This is a genomic window from Pararhizobium sp. LjRoot255, assembly GCF_964252905.1.
Taxonomy (GTDB): Bacteria; Pseudomonadota; Alphaproteobacteria; order Rhizobiales; family Rhizobiaceae; genus Pararhizobium.
The window spans coordinates 3,912,060-3,928,514 of the sequence record NZ_CAXUPQ020000001.1 but is presented as its reverse complement, the minus strand read 5'-3'; the positions used below and the strand labels follow the sequence as shown (position 1 = coordinate 3,928,514).

The following is a 16,455-nucleotide window of genomic DNA, read 5'->3' as shown; positions in this document are numbered from 1 at the left end:
CGATCATTTGTTGGTCGAAGCATGCGAGTAGAATCGTATGCCTCTCGAATTGACGGAAGCGCGAAAAATCGTGCTTCCGTGGGCGTTCGGTCATTGTGTCGGACGCCGATTACGTATATGTGGCGGGTCGAATTGCAGAATCGGACAGAGAGCGATTTGCTCTTTGTGCTCTTTGAAGCATCAGCACCCGGAAACGAATGACGAACCGCCGCATTTGGGGCGTTCGCTTAACAACAACAAGGATAACTCGAATGAACGGCCAGAATATCCGTATCCGCCTCAAGGCGTTTGATCACCGGATTCTTGACGCCTCCACGCGGGAAATCGTTTCGACGGCCAAGCGCACAGGTGCTTCGGTTCGTGGTCCGGTGCCGCTTCCGACGCGGATTGAAAAGTTCACGGTCAACCGCTCGCCCCACGTGGACAAGAAGAGCCGTGAACAGTTCGAGATGCGCACGCACAAGCGCCTGCTCGATATCGTCGATCCGACCCCGCAGACAGTAGACGCGCTGATGAAGCTCGATCTCGCTGCCGGCGTAGACGTAGAAATCAAGCTTTAAAAACAAGGAAGGTACGTGGATCTCGGTCCAACGGCTTCCAAAAACGGGCGACCCCCAAACTTCCGTCACACGGGCGGATGATCTGAGGGAGACCTTAAACCAGAGATGCAACGGGGTTTTCTCCGTCGCTAACTCTTAAGAGGAATGAACCAATGCGTTCAGGTGTGATTGCACAGAAAGTTGGGATGACCCGCGTCTATAACGACGCTGGTGAGCATATCCCAGTTACAGTATTGCGGATGGAAAACTGCCAAGTGGTTGCCCATCGCACAGAAGACAAGAACGGCTACACCGCAGTTCAGCTCGGTGCTGGTCAGTCCAAGGTCAAGAACACGAGCAAGCCGTTGCGCGGTCAGTTTGCTGCCGCAAGCGTTGAGCCGAAGGCCAAGGTCGTCGAGTTCCGCGTTTCGTCGGACAACCTGATCGATGTCGGCGCCGAACTCACTGCAAACCATTTCGTCGCGGGCCAGCTCGTCGACGTTACCGGTACATCTGCCGGTAAGGGTTTTGCCGGTGCGATGAAGCGCCACAACTTCGGCGGTCTGCGTGCAACGCACGGCGTATCCGTATCACACCGTTCGCATGGTTCGACTGGTTCCAACCAGGATCCGGGCCGCGTCTGGAAGGGCAAGCGCATGGCTGGTCACATGGGCCAGACGCGCATCACCACCCAGAACCTGGAAGTGGTCTCCACCGATGAAGACCGCGGTCTGATCCTCGTCAAGGGCGCCGTACCCGGCTCCAAGGGCGCATGGATCGTCGTTCGCGACGCCATCAAGTCCGGCACCCCGGCTGACGCTCCGCGTCCTGCCGCCGTGCGCGCAGCCAAGTAAGGGGGCCAGATCATGGATCTCAAAGTCACCACACTCGAGGGAAAAGAAGCCGGCCAGGTCTCCCTGTCCGACGCGATTTTCGGTCTCGAGCCTCGCGAAGATATCATTGCCCGCGTCGTTCGCTGGCAGCTCGCCAAGAAGCAGCAGGGCACGCACAAGGCCAAGGGTCGCGCAGAAGTTTCGCGCACCGGCGCCAAGATGTTCAAGCAGAAGGGTACGGGCCGCGCTCGTCACCACTCGGCTCGCGCTCCGCAGTTCCGCGGCGGTGGTAAGGCTCATGGCCCGGTTGTTCGCAGCCACGCCCATGACCTGCCGAAGAAGGTTCGCGCTCTCGGCCTGCGCCACGCGCTGTCGGCCAAGCTTCGTGCTGAAGAGCTGATCATCGTCGACAACCTGGTTGCGACTGAGGCCAAGACGAAGACGCTGACCGGCGCTTTCGCGAACCTCGGCCTGACCAATGCGCTGTTCATCGGTGGCGTCGAACTCGACAGCAACTTCAAGCTCGCAGCCCAGAACATCCCGAATGTGGACGTTCTGCCGGTCCAGGGCATCAATGTTTACGATATTCTGCGCCGCGGCAAGCTCGTCCTGTCCAAGGCTGCAGTTGAAGCTCTTGAGGAGCGGTTCAAATGACTGACCTTCGCCACTATGATGTGATCGTTTCTCCTTCGATCACCGAAAAGTCGACGCTGGTTTCTGAACAGAACCAGATCATCTTCAACGTCGCCAAGGGTGCCTCGAAGCCGGAAATCAAGGCTGCGATCGAAGCACTGTTCGGCGTCAAGGTTACGGCTGTGAACACGCTGGTCCGCAAGGGCAAGCTGAAGCGCTTCCGCGGCTTCGCTGGCCGGCAGAAGGACGTAAAGAAGGCTATCGTCACACTCGCTGACGGTCAGACCATCGACGTCTCCACCGGACTCTGAGGAATAGAACAATGGCATTGAAAAGTTTCAATCCGACCACCCCGAGCCAGCGTCAGCTGGTCATCGTCGACCGGTCCGGCCTCTGGAAGGGCAAGCCCGTCAAGGCGCTGACCGAAGGCCTCTCCTCCAAGGGCGGTCGTAACAACACCGGTCGCATCACGGTGCGCTTCCAGGGCGGCGGTCACAAGCGGACCTACCGTCTGATCGACTTCAAGCGTCGCAAATTCGACGTCGAAGGCACGGTTGAGCGTATCGAATACGACCCGAACCGCACTGCGTTCATCGCGCTCGTCAACTATGCCGATGGCGAGCAGGCATACATCCTTGCTCCGCAGCGTCTTGCTGCCGGCGACAAGGTGATCGCTTCGGAAAAGCAGGTCGACGTGAAGCCGGGCAACACCATGCCGCTTCAGTACATGCCGGTTGGTTCGATCGTTCACAACGTCGAGATGAAGCCGGGCAAGGGCGGTCAGATCGCCCGTTCGGCTGGCGCCTACGTCCAGCTCGTCGGTCGCGACCAGGGTATGGCGATCCTTCGCCTCAACTCCGGCGAACAGCGCCTGGTGCATGGCTCCTGCCTTGCAACGGTCGGTGCTGTATCGAACCCCGATCACGGCAACATCAACGACGGCAAGGCCGGCCGTTCGGTGTGGCGCGGCAAGCGTCCGCACGTTCGCGGCGTCGTCATGAACCCTGTTGACCATCCGCACGGCGGTGGTGAAGGCCGCACCTCGGGTGGTCGTCATCCGGTCTCCCCGTGGGGCAAGCCCACCAAGGGCAAGCGCACGCGTTCGAACAAGTCGACCGACAAGTTCATCATGCGCTCGCGTCATCAGCGTAAGAAGTAAGAGAGGAAGTCTCCAATGGCTCGTTCAGTATGGAAAGGTCCGTTTGTTGACGGCTATCTTCTCAAGAAGGCTGAGAAGGTTCGTGAAGGCGGTCGTAACGAAGTGATCAAGATGTGGAGCCGTCGCTCCACCATCCTGCCGCAGTTCGTCGGTCTGACCTTCGGCGTCTACAATGGCAGCAAGCATGTGCCGGTTTCCGTGTCGGAAGACATGGTCGGTCACAAGTTCGGTGAATTCTCTCCGACCCGGACCTATTACGGTCACGGTGCGGACAAGAAGGCAAAGAGGAAGTAATCATGGGCAAGGCAAAAGCCGAACGCCGGCTGAAGGATAATGAGGCGCAGGCAATTGCGCGCACGATCCGTGTCAGCCCCCAGAAGCTCAACCTGGTTGCCGCGATGATCCGCGGCAAGAAGGTCGACCGGGCTCTGGCCGAACTGGAATTCTCGCGCAAGCGCATCTCGGACACGGTCAAGAAGACCCTTGAGTCCGCAATCGCAAACGCAGAGAACAACCACGATCTCGACGTCGATAGTTTGATCGTCGCCGAAGCCTACGTTGGCAAGTCCATCGTCATGAAGCGTTTCCACGCTCGTGGCCGTGGCCGTGCATCGCGTATCGAAAAGCCTTTCGCGCATCTGACGATCGTTGTTCGCGAAGTCGAAGCCAAAGGGGAGGCCGCATAATGGGTCAGAAGATCAATCCAGTCGGCTTCCGCCTCGGCATCAACCGCACCTGGGATAGCCGCTGGTTCGCAGACAACGCCGAATACGGTCAGCTTCTTCATGAAGACCTGAAGATTCGCGCTTACCTGATGGAAGAACTGAAGCAGGCCGGCATCGCCAAGGTGGTCATCGAGCGTCCGCACAAGAAGTGCCGCGTCACGATCCACTCGGCTCGTCCGGGCCTGATCATCGGCAAGAAGGGCGCAGACATCGAAAAGCTCCGCAAGAAGCTTTCCGAGATGACCAACTCCGAAACGCACCTCAACATCGTTGAAGTTCGCAAGCCGGAAGTTGACTCGACCCTCGTTGCCCAGTCGATCGCCCAGCAGCTGGAACGCCGCGTGGCCTTCCGCCGCGCGATGAAGCGCGCTGTTCAGTCGGCCATGCGTCTTGGCGCCGAAGGCATCAAGATCACCTGCGGCGGTCGTCTCGGTGGAGCAGAAATCGCACGTACCGAGTGGTACCGCGAAGGCCGCGTGCCGTTGCACACGCTTCGCGCCGACATCGACTACGGTGTGGCTGAAGCCAAAACCGCTTTCGGTATCTGCGGCATCAAGGTCTGGATCTTCAAGGGCGAAATCCTCGAGCACGATCCGATGGCTTCCGAGCGTCGCGCGTCCGAGAGCGATGCTCAGGGCCCGAGCAGCAGCAGCCGCCGTCGCGAAAACGCGTAACAGTCGTTCCTGGCAGCTAATATCGGAGAAGTAAAAAAATGTTGCAGCCAAAGCGTACTAAGTACCGCAAGCAGTTCAAGGGACGCATCAAGGGCGTTGCCAAGGGCGGTTCCGACCTTGCTTTCGGTGAATTCGGCCTGAAGTCTCAGGAGCCGAACCGCGTCAACGCACGCGAAATCGAAGCGGCACGCCGCGCGATCACCCGTCACATGAAGCGTGCCGGCCGTGTGTGGATCCGCGTATTCCCAGACGTTCCGGTCACGGCCAAGCCGACCGAAGTCCGTATGGGTAAAGGTAAGGGTTCGGTCGAATACTGGGCTTGCAAGGTCAAGCCCGGCCGAATGATGTTCGAAATCGACGGCGTCAGCGAAGACCTCGCCCGTGAGGCGCTTCGCCTTGGTGCTGCGAAACTCTCTGTCAAGACGCGCTTCGTTCAGCGCATTGCAGAGTAAGGAGTAAAGCCCATGAAAGCCGAGACCGTTCGCGCCCTGAGCGCAGATCAGCTCAACGAAGAGCTTGCCAAGCTGAAGAAAGAGCAGTTCAACCTGCGCTTCCAGAAGGCGACAGGCCAGCTCGAAAAGTCGTCGCGCATCAATGAAGTCCGCAAGGACATTGCGCGCGTCAAAACCATTGCCCGCCAGAAGGCGGCAGAAGCCAAGGCTTAAGGACCGAAGAATATGCCAAAACGCATTCTGCAGGGCACAGTCGTCAGCGACAAGAACGACAAGACCGTAGTGGTCCGTGTCGAGCGTCGCTTTGCGCACCCGATCTTCCAGAAGACCGTTCGCCGGTCGAAGAAGTACAAGGCGCACGACGAGAACAACCAGTACAAGGTCGGCGACGTCGTTTCCATCGAGGAATGTGCGCCGATCTCGAAGGACAAGACCTGGACGGTCGTTTCCGTTCAGGCCTAATAGCGATTGATTTGCGCTTGGCCCTTGCGCCAGGCGCAAAAATCTGTATGAAGCAGCGTCAGAACGCTCCGGTGTCGAGCGTTCTTTTGCTTTGAGCGCACGGAAGGTCCCGTTTGGGAAACCACCCTGGCAACGACCTATCCCGCGCGACTGTACGATTCCCTCATTCGGAATCGATTTGAAGACGAAACGTGCAGCTATTCAAAGTGCTGTAGCGTTATTGCGCGCCCGTTGGGCGCGCGGCGCTGCGGAACAAAGTTTTCATAAGCCGGAGAAGGGGGCAGTTGCCCAACCGGTCCGGTAACAACAAGAAGGCGACCTGACATGATTCAGATGCAAACAAACCTCGACGTGGCGGATAATTCCGGCGCGCGTCGTGTCATGTGCATCAAGGTGCTGGGCGGCTCCAAGCGCAAGTACGCTTCGGTCGGCGACATTATCGTCGTTTCGATCAAGGAAGCGATCCCGCGCGGCCGCGTCAAGAAGGGTGATGTGATGAAGGCGGTTGTCGTTCGCACCGCCAAGGACATCCGTCGTCCGGACGGCAGCGTCATCCGGTTCGATAACAACGCAGCTGTTCTTATCGACAACAAGAAAGAGCCGATCGGCACCCGTATCTTCGGACCGGTTCCGCGCGAACTTCGCGCCAAGAACCATATGAAGATCATCTCGCTGGCTCCAGAAGTACTGTAAGGAGCGATTGAGATGCAAAAGATTCGCAAGGGCGACAAGGTCGTCGTATTGACCGGCAAGGACAAGGGCCGCTCCGGAGAAGTTCTCCAGGTGCTGCCGAAGGAAGACCGGGCTGTTGTGCGTGGCGTCAACATGGTGAAGCGTCACCAGCGCCAGACCCAGAGCCAGGAAGCCGGTATCATCAACAAGGAAGCGTCGATCCATCTGTCGAATATCGCGATCGCCGATCCGCAGGACGGCAAGCCGACCCGCGTCGGTTTCAAGATCGAAGGCGACAAGAAGGTTCGCGTCGCAAAGCGTTCGGGAGTGTCGATCGATGGCTGACACCAAGAAGTACGAGCCCCGGCTCAAGACCGAATATGTCGAGCGCATCAGCAAGGCGATGCAGGAGAAGTTCTCCTACTCCAACGTCATGCAGATCCCGCGTCTCGACAAGATCGTCATCAACATGGGCGTTGGTGAATCGACGGGCGATAGCAAGAAGCCGACCGTTGCTGCTGCCGACCTCGCAGCGATCGCCGGCCAGAAGCCGGTCATCACCAAGGCCCGCAACTCCATCGCCGGCTTCAAGCTGCGCGAAGGCATGCCGATCGGCGCCAAGGTTACCCTTCGCGGCGTTCGCATGTACGAATTCCTGGACCGTCTGATCAACATCGCGCTTCCGCGCGTTCGCGACTTCCGCGGCCTGAATCCGAAGTCCTTCGATGGCCGTGGCAACTTTGCCATGGGTATCAAGGAACACATTGTGTTCCCTGAGATCAACTACGACAAGGTTGATCAGATGTGGGGCATGGACATCATCGTTTGCACGACGGCAACGAACGACGACGAAGCACGCGCTCTGCTCACAGAGTTCAACTTCCCGTTCCGCCAGTAAGCCGTAACGACAAGCAGAAGGATTAAGTTGAATGGCGAAGACGAGCGCAATTGAAAAGAACAATCGCCGCCGTAAGTCGGTTGCCCAGGATGCCTCCAAGCGGGCAGCCCTGAAGGCAATCATCATGAACCAGTCTCTTCCGATCGAAGATCGCTTCAAGGCGACCTTGAAGTTGGCGAGCCTCCCGCGTGACGGATCGAAGACCCGCGTTCGCAACCGTTGCGAAGTGACCGGTCGTCCGCGCGCATATTATCGCAAACTCAAGATGTCGCGTATTGCGCTTCGTGAACTGGGCAATTTCGGCAAGGTGCCGGGCATTGTCAAGTCGAGCTGGTAAGGAGACGGGCACATGGCAATGACAGATCCGCTGGGCGATATGCTCACCCGTATCCGTAACGGTGCTGCACGCCGTAAGTCGAGTGTTTCCACTCCGGCTTCCAAGCTGCGCGCACGCGTTCTGGATGTCCTTCAGGCTGAAGGCTACATCCGCGGATACTCTGAAGTCGAATTTGGTAACGGCAAGTCCGAGATCAACATCGAATTGAAGTACTACGAAGGTGCGTCGGTGATCCGTGAGATCGGCCGCGTATCGAAGCCGGGCCGCCGAGTTTATGTCTCGGTCAAGTCCATTCCGCAGGTCGCGAACGGTCTCGGCATCACCATCCTTTCGACCCCGAAGGGTGTGATGGCCGATCATCAGGCACGCGAACAGAACGTTGGTGGCGAGGTTCTCTGCTCCGTATTCTAATACGGCAGCAGTGATCTCCATAACGGACAGACAGGTTTGAAATATGTCTCGTATCGGTAAAAAGCCCGTTCCGGTTCCTGCAGGTGTCACGGCCACGGTTAGTGGCCAGACGGTGACTGCAAAGGGCCCGAAAGGCGAACTCTTCTTCGTTGCTAACGACGAAGTCGTCGTAAAGCTGGAAGACAACAACGCGGTGTCGGTGACCCCGGTTGATCAGTCCAAGGATGCTCGTTCGAAGTGGGGCATGTCCCGCACGATGATCGAAAACATCTTCAAGGGCGTCAAGGACGGTTATGAGCGCAAGCTCGAAATCAACGGCGTCGGCTATCGTGCGTCCATGCAGGGCAAGAACCTGCAGCTGGCGCTCGGTTTCAGCCATGACGTGGTCTACCAGACTCCGGAAGGCATTTCGATTGCTGTGCCGAAGCCGACGGAAATCGTCGTCACCGGCATCAACAAGCAGCAGGTCGGCCAGGTTGCCGCGGAAATCCGCGAATACCGTGGCCCCGAGCCCTACAAGGGCAAGGGCGTCAAGTATGCCGGCGAGCGGATTGTCCGCAAAGAAGGCAAGAAGAAGTAAGGATCACGCGAAATGGCTACAAGGAAAGATACACTTGTGCGCCGCGCCAGCCGCGTGCGCCGTCAAGTCAAGGCAGTCGCCAATGGCCGCCTGCGCCTGTCCGTTCATCGCTCGTCGAAGAACATCTACGCACAGGTTATCGATGATGTTGCTGGCAAGACCGTTGCGTCTGCCTCCACGCTCGACACGGATCTGCGTTCGTCTTTGAAGACGGGCGCTGACACGGCAGCAGCTGCTGCCGTTGGCAAGCTCCTCGCAGAGCGCGCCTCGAAGGCTGGTGTCAAGGACGTCGTCTTTGACCGTGGCGCCTTCATCTATCACGGCCGCGTCAAGGCGCTCGCCGAGGCAGCCCGCGAGGGTGGCCTGAACTTCTGATGCAATTTTCCGGGCATTCGTGTCTGGACTCGAACGAATTGCATAAGTAATACCCGGTCGCTTCGGTTCAAAGTAACCGAAGCGACTTTTGTCAATCTGCCGATTGCACCCGGAAAAGAAAAAGGAAAAGGACAATGGCACAAGAAAAAAGAGGTTCTCGCGACGATCGCCAGAACCGCGAGGAGCGCGACAGCGAATTCGTTGACAAGCTCGTAGCAATCAACCGCGTTGCCAAGGTGGTAAAGGGCGGCCGTCGTTTCGGCTTTGCTGCTCTCGTCGTCGTCGGCGACCAGAAGGGCCGCGTTGGCTTCGGTCATGGCAAGGCACGCGAAGTGCCGGAAGCCATCCGCAAGGCAACCGAAGCTGCCAAGCGCGAACTGATCTTCGTTCCGCTGCGCTCGGGCCGCACGCTTCATCATGACGTCCATGGCCGCCATGGCGCCGGCAAGGTCCTGCTGCGCTCCGCCAAGGCTGGTACCGGCATCATCGCCGGTGGTCCGATGCGCGCTGTTTTCGAAACGCTCGGCATGCATGACGTCGTTGCGAAGTCGACCGGTTCGTCGAACCCGTACAACATGATTCGCGCTACGTTCGATGCCCTGAAGAACCAGGCGCATCCGAAGGACGTCGCGGCACAGCGCGGCCTGAAATACGCCACGCTGCAGGCCCGTCGTGCGTCCGCCGGCGTCGCTTCCGAAGAATAAGGGAGTCTGAACAATGGCCAAGAAAGAAGTTGCAAAGAAGACGGTTACGGTCGAGCAGACCGGTAGCCCCATTCGCCGGCCTGCCGTACAGCGCGCGACGCTGATCGGTCTCGGTCTCAACAAGATGCATCGGGTCAGCACGCTGGAAGATACGCCTTCCGTTCGTGGCATGATCCGGGCCGTCCAGCACCTCGTTCGCGTCGTCGACGAGAAGTGAGGGGGATACCATCATGAAACTGAATGAAATCAAGGACAACGAAGGTTCGACCAAGAACCGCAAGCGTCTCGGTCGCGGCATCGGCTCCGGCTCCGGCAAGACGGCCGGCCGTGGTGTGAAGGGTCAGAAGGCTCGTTCGGGCGTTGCCATCAACGGCTTCGAAGGCGGCCAGATGCCAATCTACCGCCGTCTGCCGAAGCGCGGCTTCAACAACATCTTCCGTTCGGACTTTGTTGTCGTGTCGCTCGGCCGCATCCAGACCGCCATCGACGCCAAGAAGCTCGACGCTTCGAAGACCGTCGATGCTGCTGCCCTCCAGGCGGCCGGCGTCATCCGCCGCGCCAAGGACGGCGTCCGCGTTCTCGCCGACGGTGAACTGAAGGCGAAGGTTTCGCTGGAAGTTGCCGGCGCTTCCAAGCCTGCGATCGAAAAGATCGAAAAGGCTGGCGGCTCGATCAAGCTGCTTTCGGGCGCTGCTGAATAATTGTTGCTGATGAACCGCCCGGGGTGCTTCACACCGGGCGGTTTTGCTCCCATATGAGAGCCTCACGGATTCGCGGCGGGATTGATCCGCCGCAAAGCATTTAACGGGAACCACGGTGAGGCGCATGATTGCGGATGCGATCGTTCCCGAGCCGGTTTTCACAAAAGAAGATAGCTTTTTCCGGAGCTGACCGGGTTTCTCCCGCGGGTTCCGAACTGGCTACGCGGAGAATTGCATGGCTTCTGCAGCGGAACAGCTCGCCTCCAACCTGAATTTTTCGACTTTCGCCAAGGCGGAAGATCTGAAAAAGCGCCTCTGGTTCACCCTCGGCGCCCTTCTGGTTTATCGTCTCGGCACGTATATTCCGCTTCCCGGTCTCAACCCGGAAGCCTTTGCCCAGGCCTTCCAGGGCCAGAGCGGCGGCATCCTCGGCCTCTTCAACATGTTTTCGGGCGGCGCCGTCGAGCGCATGGCGATCTTCGCCCTCGGCATCATGCCCTATATTTCCGCTTCCATCATCGTTCAGCTGATGACCTCCGTGGTTCCGTCGCTTGAGCAGTTGAAGAAGGAAGGCGAGCAGGGGCGCAAGGTCATCAACCAGTATACTCGCTACGGCACGGTGCTGCTCGGCACGCTGCAGGCCTACGGTATTGCGGTCGGCCTCGAGAGCGGCAGCGGCCTCGTTGGCGACCCGGGCTGGTTCTTCCGCATCTCGACCGTCATCTCGCTGCTCGGCGGCACGATGTTCCTGATGTGGCTCGGCGAGCAGATCACCTCGCGCGGCATCGGCAACGGCATCTCGCTGATCATCTTCGCCGGCATCGTTGCCCATCTGCCGACGGCTCTTGCCGGTACGCTCGAACTCGGCCGCACGGGTGCGCTGTCGACGCCACTCATCCTTGCCATCATCGTCATGGTCGTCGGCGTGATCGCGCTGATCGTGTTCGTCGAGCGCGCCCAGCGCCGTCTTCTGATCCAGTATCCGAAGCGCCAGGTCGGCAACCGGATGTTCCAGGGCGATACGTCGCACCTGCCGCTGAAGCTCAACACGTCAGGCGTTATCCCGGCGATCTTCGCATCCTCGCTGCTGCTTTTGCCGGCGACGCTCGCAGGCTTTGCCAACACCGCTTCGCTGCCCTCCTGGGCGACGACGATCGTTGCAGCCCTCGGCCACGGCCAGCCGCTCTACATGGCGCTCTACGGCGGCATGATCGCGTTCTTTGCCTTTTTCTACACAGCCATTGTCTTCAATCCGAAGGATACGGCCGACAATCTGAAAAAGCATGGCGGCTTCATTCTTGGTATCCGTCCAGGCGAGCGCACTGCTGAATACATCGACTACGTGCTGACGCGCATCACCGTGCTTGGCGCGCTTTACCTGATGTTCGTCTGTATTCTGCCCGAAGTCATGATCGCGCAGACCGGGGTGCCGTTCTACCTTGGTGGTACGTCGCTTTTGATTGTTGTCAGCGTGACCCTTGATACTGTAGCACAGGTGCAGGGTCACCTGATTGCTCAGCAGTATGAGGGGCTGATCAAGAAATCAAAGCTGCGTGGAGGCAAGCGGGGTCGATGAGACTGATATTTTTGGGACCGCCTGGAGCAGGCAAGGGAACGCAGGCTAAGCTTTTAACGGAAAAGTACGGTATTCCGCAGCTTTCCACCGGCGACATGCTGCGTGCGGCCGTCGCAGAACAGAGCGATGTCGGCAAGCGTGCCAAGGCCGTTATGGACGCCGGCCAACTCGTTTCAGACGAAATCGTCAACGAGATCGTTTCGGACCGCATCGATTCGCCCGATTGCTCCAAGGGTTTCATCCTCGACGGCTATCCGCGCACCGTTCCGCAGGCAGTTGCGCTCGGCAAGATGCTCGAAGACAAGGGGCTCAGGCTCGATGCGGTTATCGAGTTGAAAGTCGATGAAGTCGCGCTTGTGCGGCGGATGGAGAATCGCGTAGCAGAAACCATCGCCGCTGGCGGCAAAGTTCGCTCCGACGACAATCCGGAAGCTTTCAAGAAGCGTCTGGTCGAATATCGCGAAAAGACGGCGCCGTTGTCGCAGCATTACGCGGCGACGGGCGAACTCAAGACGGTTGACGGGATGGCATCGGTTGAAACGGTGACGTCGGAAATCAACAAGATACTGGCATCGGCTTCAGCCGACGCCTGAGAAGGCCCTTTCTTGAAAAAGGATGGGCGGGGAGTTGACTTTTGCGGTCGATTCCTTCAAAGACCGCGTTAACTCGCTACATGCAGGGGATCGGCGCGGATTTCAAAATAACGAAGTCCGGGCGCGATTCTTTTGACGTGTTCCGAACACCACTTTAACGGTTGGCCTTTTTAAGGCTGCATAACGAAGCACCTATTGCCGGATGGCAACTGGAAGCAAGGAGAACAGGCGTGGCTCGTATCGCTGGCGTCAACATCCCGACGGCAAAGCGCGTGGTAATCGCGCTCCGTTACATTCACGGGATCGGTCCGAAATTCGCACAGGAAATCGTCGAGAAGGTCGGTATTCCGGCTGAACGTCGTGTGCATCAGCTGACGGATGCTGAAGTTCTTCAGATCCGCGAAGCTATCGACCGCGAGTACCAGGTCGAAGGTGACCTGCGTCGCGAGACCTCGATGAACATCAAGCGTCTGATGGACCTCGGCTGCTATCGCGGCCTGCGTCATCGCCGCTCGCTGCCGGTTCGCGGCCAGCGCACGCACACCAATGCCCGCACCCGCAAGGGCCCGGCAAAGGCGATCGCTGGTAAGAAGAAGTAATTTCCCTGAATGGGGAAGTGCAGAGGCTGGCGCTCGGCGCCGGCCTCTTTTGTGGTTTCGGAAGGGCGCTCAAATGCGGCCTCCGGTGGAGCTGCTGGAACTACGGCAGTGACGATATCGCCGCGCTGATCGGGCCGTCCGTTCGCGCATAATAAAAATTCAGGGCAGGGGTGTTCCTCGGCCCGGTGGAGCCGCTGGTGTTACGGCGGTGCAGAGATCAACGAAAGGTATACCATGGCCAAGGAAGCCACACGCGTTCGCCGTCGCGAGCGTAAAAACATTTCAACGGGCGTCGCTCACGTCAACTCGTCGTTCAACAACACGATGATCACCATCACCGACGCGCAGGGCAACGCGATTGCCTGGTCGTCGGCTGGTTCGAAGGGCTTCAAGGGCTCGCGCAAGTCGACCCCGTTCGCAGCTCAGATGGCTGCTGAAGACGCGGCCAAGAAGGCCCAGGAACACGGCATGAAGACGCTGGAAGTCGAAGTCTGCGGTCCGGGTTCCGGCCGTGAATCGGCTCTGCGCGCTCTGCAGGCTGCCGGCTTCATGATCACCTCGATCCGTGACGTGACCCCGATCCCGCACAACGGCTGCCGCCCGCGCAAGAAGCGCCGCGTCTGATCAGCGACATTCATCAAGCCAGGGGAGGCCATGCTTCCTCCGGCGCTTCAAGGCTCGGTTGCCACGATTGGATGGTGGCAACGAACGGAAGGCAAGACATATGATTCAGAAAAACTGGCAGGAACTGATCAAGCCGAACAAGGTCGAGTTCTCCTCTTCCGGCCGCACCAAGGTTAGCCTTGTTGCCGAGCCGCTCGAGCGTGGCTTCGGCCTCACCCTCGGCAACGCGCTTCGCCGCGTTCTTCTGTCGTCGCTTCGCGGCGCTGCGGTCACCGCAGTGCAGATCGACGGCGTGCTGCACGAGTTCTCCTCGATCCCGGGTGTTCGGGAAGACGTGACGGACATCGTGCTCAACATCAAGGAAATCGCCATCAAGATGGATGGCGATGATTCCAAGCGCATGGTCGTGCGCAAGCAGGGTCCGGGCGTTGTAACCGCCGGTGACATCCAGACGGTTGGCGATATCGAAATCCTCAACCCGAACCACGTGATCTGCACCCTCGACGAGGGCGCCGAGATCCGCATGGAATTCACCGTCAACAACGGCAAGGGCTATGTGCCGGCTGACCGCAACCGTTCGGAAGATGCTCCGATCGGCCTCATCCCGGTCGACAGCCTGTATTCGCCGGTCAAGAAAGTGTCCTACAAGGTGGAAAACACCCGCGAAGGCCAGGTTCTCGACTACGACAAGCTGTCCATGCAGATCGAAACCGATGGTTCCGTCACCGGTGAAGATGCAGTCGCTTTCGCGGCCCGCATCCTTCAGGACCAGCTCGGCGTCTTCGTCAATTTCGACGAGCCGCAGAAGGAAGCCGAAGAAGAAGCCGTTACCGAACTGGCGTTCAACCCGGCGCTCCTGAAGAAGGTCGACGAACTGGAACTCTCCGTCCGTTCGGCCAACTGCCTGAAGAACGACAACATCGTTTACATCGGCGATCTCATTCAGAAGACCGAGGCCGAAATGCTTCGCACTCCGAACTTTGGTCGCAAGTCGCTGAACGAAATCAAAGAAGTTCTCGCTTCCATGGGCCTGCACCTCGGCATGGAAGTGCCGGCATGGCCGCCCGAGAACATCGAAGATCTCGCCAAGCGCTACGAAGACCAATACTAACAACAAAAGAGGCAGGTTAACTCTCTGCCTTTCCCCGTCAAACAGCAGGTTTCGAACCTGTATGTGCCAGGAAACGGCAGGCCCATAAAGTGAAGGGCACCTGCATTTAAGGAGAATAGCAATGCGCCACCAGAAAGCCGGCCGCAAGCTGAACAGAACCGCCAGCCACCGCAAGGCAATGTTCGCCAACATGGCTGCCTCGCTCATCGAACATGAGCAGATCGTCACCACCCTGCCGAAGGCAAAGGAAATCCGCCCGATCGTCGAGAAGCTCGTCACGCTCGGCAAGCGCGGTGACCTGCATGCCCGCCGTCAGGCCATCTCGCAGATCCGCGACGCCGCTGTCGTTTCGAAGCTGTTCGATGCCATCGCATCGCGCTACGCTACCCGCAACGGCGGTTACCTGCGCATCATGAAGGCCGGCTTCCGCCACGGCGACAACGCCGCTCTCGCCGTCATCGAATTCGTTGACCGCGACACTTCGGCCAAGGGCGCCAAGGACATCGCTCGCGTTGCCGCCGAAGCAGAAGCTGCAGACGCCGCATAAAATACCCGGCGACGGGTCATGCAAGAAGGCCGGATGGGAGACCATCCGGCCTTCTTGCATAAGAACTGCCCGAACCTTGCGTGGTTTTCCCGATTTCGTCAAAATTCGAATTTGAGGCTCGGTTCCTCATTCATCGTTTCTTGGATAGCACGGACGTGGGCTCCTCGTTGCGATGTCGCATCGGAATGTAAACGGCCTCGGCGTCCGCTATCTCCGTTCGTCGATCAACTGCGCGACGCCGTAGATCGAACTTACGATGTTTCCCCGCATGTAAACGAGATCGGCCGCAACGTTTTTTTGCCACGCGGCCTGAAGCAGTTCGTCCGTTATCTCGCTGCGCGCAATTGCTGCGGGGAGCTTCATCACACCGTCTTTGTCTTCGGCGATCAGCCGTTCCAGTACAAGCTTCCGACGGTCCTTGTTGAAATACGGGTCCAGGAGATGGATGTCGTAGACAAGATCGGCGAGACGCTGGATTGCGCGGTGTTCGGCCGGGAACAGTTGCGTTCGCGTTTCTCGTTTTTTGAAGGGGGTGCTGGTCTTCACATCCTCGACGTCCAGCAGAAAAAAAGACTGTTCGAGGACCAGACGCGCCCGGTAAAGAAACGACCTGACTGCGTCCTCGCCGACGATGTAGAAGCGCGCGCCGGAACCGTTCCAAAAACTTTGAATGTCTTGATAGGTGATCTTGCCGGCCTCGACGTCCTTGAGGGGCACGTTCATTTGCCGGCGGTCATTCTTTGTCATCTGCCGACCGGCCATGTGGAGCATTTCTTCTCCTTCCTCGAAGCTGAAGCCTGGGTCAGCTTGCAGAAAAACCCCAAATTCACGAAAGGTCTCTGATCGCTTCTTCAATTTTTTCTCCCGGGGCAACTCATTGGTCGGATAGGCGGTAACAATTCGAAATTTGCCCTTTTTCTGAGGATCGACCTTACGTAGGCGGATGAATGTTCTGATGGCGCGGAACGCCTCTTTGCCTGTTTTATATCCGAAACGTTGAAAGAGCCCCAATTGTGTAAAGTCACCCCGTTCGAGTTTCTGGACAAGCCAGTTGTTCGCCGGGCTGTTCAGCACTCGGTTTTTCTGTCGCCGGTCGTCTTTGCTTTTTATCGCTGACGTCCTATCTGTCTTTTCCACCAATCGAATTCGGCAGGATGCCCCGCATGACCCGTTCGCCCCGTACTCTTGTCCTGTCCACCATGGCCGGGCTGGCTCTCTTTGCCGGCGCCGTGCATTTTATCGTGCCTCGT

The 16,455-nt window shown here is 58.5% G+C and carries 28 protein-coding genes; 27 read left to right on the top strand and 1 reads right to left on the bottom strand.

The features are described from left to right. Positions 1-251 precede the first annotated feature (251 nt). From rpsJ to rplQ, 27 genes are all read left to right on the top strand, one after another. Entirely contained in the window at positions 252-560 is a 309-nt protein-coding gene (rpsJ, locus tag ACSQ2W_RS18885) for a 30S ribosomal protein S10 (protein WP_003507767.1), read from the top strand. A 152-nt stretch (positions 561-712) separates the two neighbouring features. Further along, positions 713-1,393, top strand: coding sequence for a 50S ribosomal protein L3 (gene rplC / locus ACSQ2W_RS18880; RefSeq protein ID WP_113005484.1), 681 nt, complete (start codon positions 713-715; stop codon positions 1,391-1,393). Positions 1,394-1,405: 12 nt separating this feature from the next. Further along, on the top strand, positions 1,406-2,026 hold the full coding sequence (rplD, locus tag ACSQ2W_RS18875) for a 50S ribosomal protein L4 (RefSeq protein ID WP_436087615.1): 621 nt from the start codon (positions 1,406-1,408) through the stop codon (positions 2,024-2,026). Beyond that, positions 2,023-2,316 carry a 50S ribosomal protein L23 gene (locus ACSQ2W_RS18870; protein ID WP_037169458.1) on the top strand — a complete coding sequence of 98 codons (294 nt, stop codon included), beginning with the start codon at positions 2,023-2,025 and terminating at the stop codon, positions 2,314-2,316. The genes rplD and ACSQ2W_RS18870 overlap by 4 nt, the downstream gene beginning before the upstream one ends. An 11-nt stretch (positions 2,317-2,327) precedes the next feature. Further along, positions 2,328-3,164: a 50S ribosomal protein L2 gene (rplB, locus tag ACSQ2W_RS18865; RefSeq protein WP_264265670.1), complete on the top strand. Its 837-nt coding sequence runs from the start codon at positions 2,328-2,330 to the stop codon at positions 3,162-3,164. A 15-nt stretch (positions 3,165-3,179) separates the two neighbouring features. Beyond that, complete coding sequence (gene rpsS, locus ACSQ2W_RS18860; RefSeq protein ID WP_018328281.1) at positions 3,180-3,458, top strand: 30S ribosomal protein S19; 279 nt, start codon at positions 3,180-3,182, stop codon at positions 3,456-3,458. 2 nt (positions 3,459-3,460) lie between these two features. Next, the gene (rplV, locus tag ACSQ2W_RS18855) at positions 3,461-3,850 is read left to right on the top strand and encodes a 50S ribosomal protein L22 (protein WP_018328280.1); all 390 of its coding nucleotides are present in this window, start codon (positions 3,461-3,463) and stop codon (positions 3,848-3,850) included. Further along, the gene (gene rpsC, locus ACSQ2W_RS18850; RefSeq protein WP_037133573.1) at positions 3,850-4,563 is read left to right on the top strand and encodes a 30S ribosomal protein S3; all 714 of its coding nucleotides are present in this window, start codon (positions 3,850-3,852) and stop codon (positions 4,561-4,563) included. The genes rplV and rpsC overlap by 1 nt, the downstream gene beginning before the upstream one ends. A gap of 38 nt (positions 4,564-4,601) precedes the next feature. Continuing rightward, entirely contained in the window at positions 4,602-5,015 is a 414-nt protein-coding gene (gene rplP, locus ACSQ2W_RS18845; RefSeq protein WP_436087614.1) for a 50S ribosomal protein L16, read from the top strand. A gap of 12 nt (positions 5,016-5,027) precedes the next feature. Beyond that, entirely contained in the window at positions 5,028-5,228 is a 201-nt protein-coding gene (rpmC, locus tag ACSQ2W_RS18840) for a 50S ribosomal protein L29 (RefSeq protein ID WP_018328278.1), read from the top strand. Positions 5,229-5,240: 12 nt separating this feature from the next. Continuing rightward, positions 5,241-5,477 carry a 30S ribosomal protein S17 gene (gene rpsQ / locus ACSQ2W_RS18835; RefSeq protein ID WP_018328277.1) on the top strand — a complete coding sequence of 79 codons (237 nt, stop codon included), beginning with the start codon at positions 5,241-5,243 and terminating at the stop codon, positions 5,475-5,477. Positions 5,478-5,801: 324 nt separating this feature from the next. Next, on the top strand, positions 5,802-6,170 hold the full coding sequence (rplN, locus tag ACSQ2W_RS18830) for a 50S ribosomal protein L14 (protein ID WP_018328276.1): 369 nt from the start codon (positions 5,802-5,804) through the stop codon (positions 6,168-6,170). A 12-nt stretch (positions 6,171-6,182) separates the two neighbouring features. Continuing rightward, positions 6,183-6,494 carry a 50S ribosomal protein L24 gene (rplX, locus tag ACSQ2W_RS18825; protein ID WP_113005482.1) on the top strand — a complete coding sequence of 104 codons (312 nt, stop codon included), beginning with the start codon at positions 6,183-6,185 and terminating at the stop codon, positions 6,492-6,494. After that, entirely contained in the window at positions 6,487-7,047 is a 561-nt protein-coding gene (gene rplE, locus ACSQ2W_RS18820) for a 50S ribosomal protein L5 (protein WP_113005481.1), read from the top strand. The genes rplX and rplE overlap by 8 nt, the downstream gene beginning before the upstream one ends. A 31-nt stretch (positions 7,048-7,078) precedes the next feature. Further along, the gene (gene rpsN / locus ACSQ2W_RS18815; protein WP_018328273.1) at positions 7,079-7,384 is read left to right on the top strand and encodes a 30S ribosomal protein S14; all 306 of its coding nucleotides are present in this window, start codon (positions 7,079-7,081) and stop codon (positions 7,382-7,384) included. Between the two features lie 12 nt (positions 7,385-7,396). Next, positions 7,397-7,795: a 30S ribosomal protein S8 gene (rpsH, locus tag ACSQ2W_RS18810; RefSeq protein ID WP_018328272.1), complete on the top strand. Its 399-nt coding sequence runs from the start codon at positions 7,397-7,399 to the stop codon at positions 7,793-7,795. A gap of 43 nt (positions 7,796-7,838) precedes the next feature. Further along, on the top strand, positions 7,839-8,375 hold the full coding sequence (gene rplF / locus ACSQ2W_RS18805) for a 50S ribosomal protein L6 (RefSeq protein WP_018328271.1): 537 nt from the start codon (positions 7,839-7,841) through the stop codon (positions 8,373-8,375). 12 nt (positions 8,376-8,387) lie between these two features. After that, the gene (rplR, locus tag ACSQ2W_RS18800) at positions 8,388-8,750 is read left to right on the top strand and encodes a 50S ribosomal protein L18 (protein WP_037169470.1); all 363 of its coding nucleotides are present in this window, start codon (positions 8,388-8,390) and stop codon (positions 8,748-8,750) included. Between the two features lie 134 nt (positions 8,751-8,884). Then, positions 8,885-9,454, top strand: coding sequence for a 30S ribosomal protein S5 (gene rpsE / locus ACSQ2W_RS18795; RefSeq protein ID WP_037133560.1), 570 nt, complete (start codon positions 8,885-8,887; stop codon positions 9,452-9,454). A 13-nt stretch (positions 9,455-9,467) separates the two neighbouring features. Beyond that, positions 9,468-9,671 carry a 50S ribosomal protein L30 gene (gene rpmD, locus ACSQ2W_RS18790; protein ID WP_112850761.1) on the top strand — a complete coding sequence of 68 codons (204 nt, stop codon included), beginning with the start codon at positions 9,468-9,470 and terminating at the stop codon, positions 9,669-9,671. 13 nt (positions 9,672-9,684) lie between these two features. Further along, entirely contained in the window at positions 9,685-10,155 is a 471-nt protein-coding gene (rplO, locus tag ACSQ2W_RS18785) for a 50S ribosomal protein L15 (RefSeq protein ID WP_436087613.1), read from the top strand. A 235-nt stretch (positions 10,156-10,390) separates the two neighbouring features. Further along, on the top strand, positions 10,391-11,731 hold the full coding sequence (gene secY / locus ACSQ2W_RS18780) for a preprotein translocase subunit SecY (RefSeq protein ID WP_436087612.1): 1,341 nt from the start codon (positions 10,391-10,393) through the stop codon (positions 11,729-11,731). Further along, positions 11,728-12,324, top strand: coding sequence for an adenylate kinase (locus ACSQ2W_RS18775; RefSeq protein WP_436087611.1), 597 nt, complete (start codon positions 11,728-11,730; stop codon positions 12,322-12,324). Before secY ends, ACSQ2W_RS18775 begins: the two co-directional genes overlap by 4 nt. A 230-nt stretch (positions 12,325-12,554) precedes the next feature. Then, positions 12,555-12,923: a 30S ribosomal protein S13 gene (gene rpsM, locus ACSQ2W_RS18770; RefSeq protein ID WP_436081657.1), complete on the top strand. Its 369-nt coding sequence runs from the start codon at positions 12,555-12,557 to the stop codon at positions 12,921-12,923. Between the two features lie 234 nt (positions 12,924-13,157). Beyond that, positions 13,158-13,547, top strand: a complete 390-nt coding sequence (gene rpsK / locus ACSQ2W_RS18765; RefSeq protein WP_018328263.1) for a 30S ribosomal protein S11 — start codon at positions 13,158-13,160, stop codon at positions 13,545-13,547. Positions 13,548-13,647: 100 nt separating this feature from the next. Further along, positions 13,648-14,658, top strand: coding sequence for a DNA-directed RNA polymerase subunit alpha (locus ACSQ2W_RS18760; RefSeq protein ID WP_018328262.1), 1,011 nt, complete (start codon positions 13,648-13,650; stop codon positions 14,656-14,658). 121 nt (positions 14,659-14,779) lie between these two features. Beyond that, positions 14,780-15,205 carry a 50S ribosomal protein L17 gene (rplQ, locus tag ACSQ2W_RS18755; RefSeq protein ID WP_436087610.1) on the top strand — a complete coding sequence of 142 codons (426 nt, stop codon included), beginning with the start codon at positions 14,780-14,782 and terminating at the stop codon, positions 15,203-15,205. Positions 15,206-15,412: 207 nt separating this feature from the next. Here the strand turns inward: rplQ and ACSQ2W_RS18750 are convergent, their stop codons facing one another. Further along, a complete protein-coding gene (locus ACSQ2W_RS18750; protein WP_436087609.1) occupies positions 15,413-16,279 on the bottom strand; it encodes a hypothetical protein in 867 nt (288 codons plus the stop codon). Between the last annotated feature and the right edge of the window lie 176 nt (positions 16,280-16,455).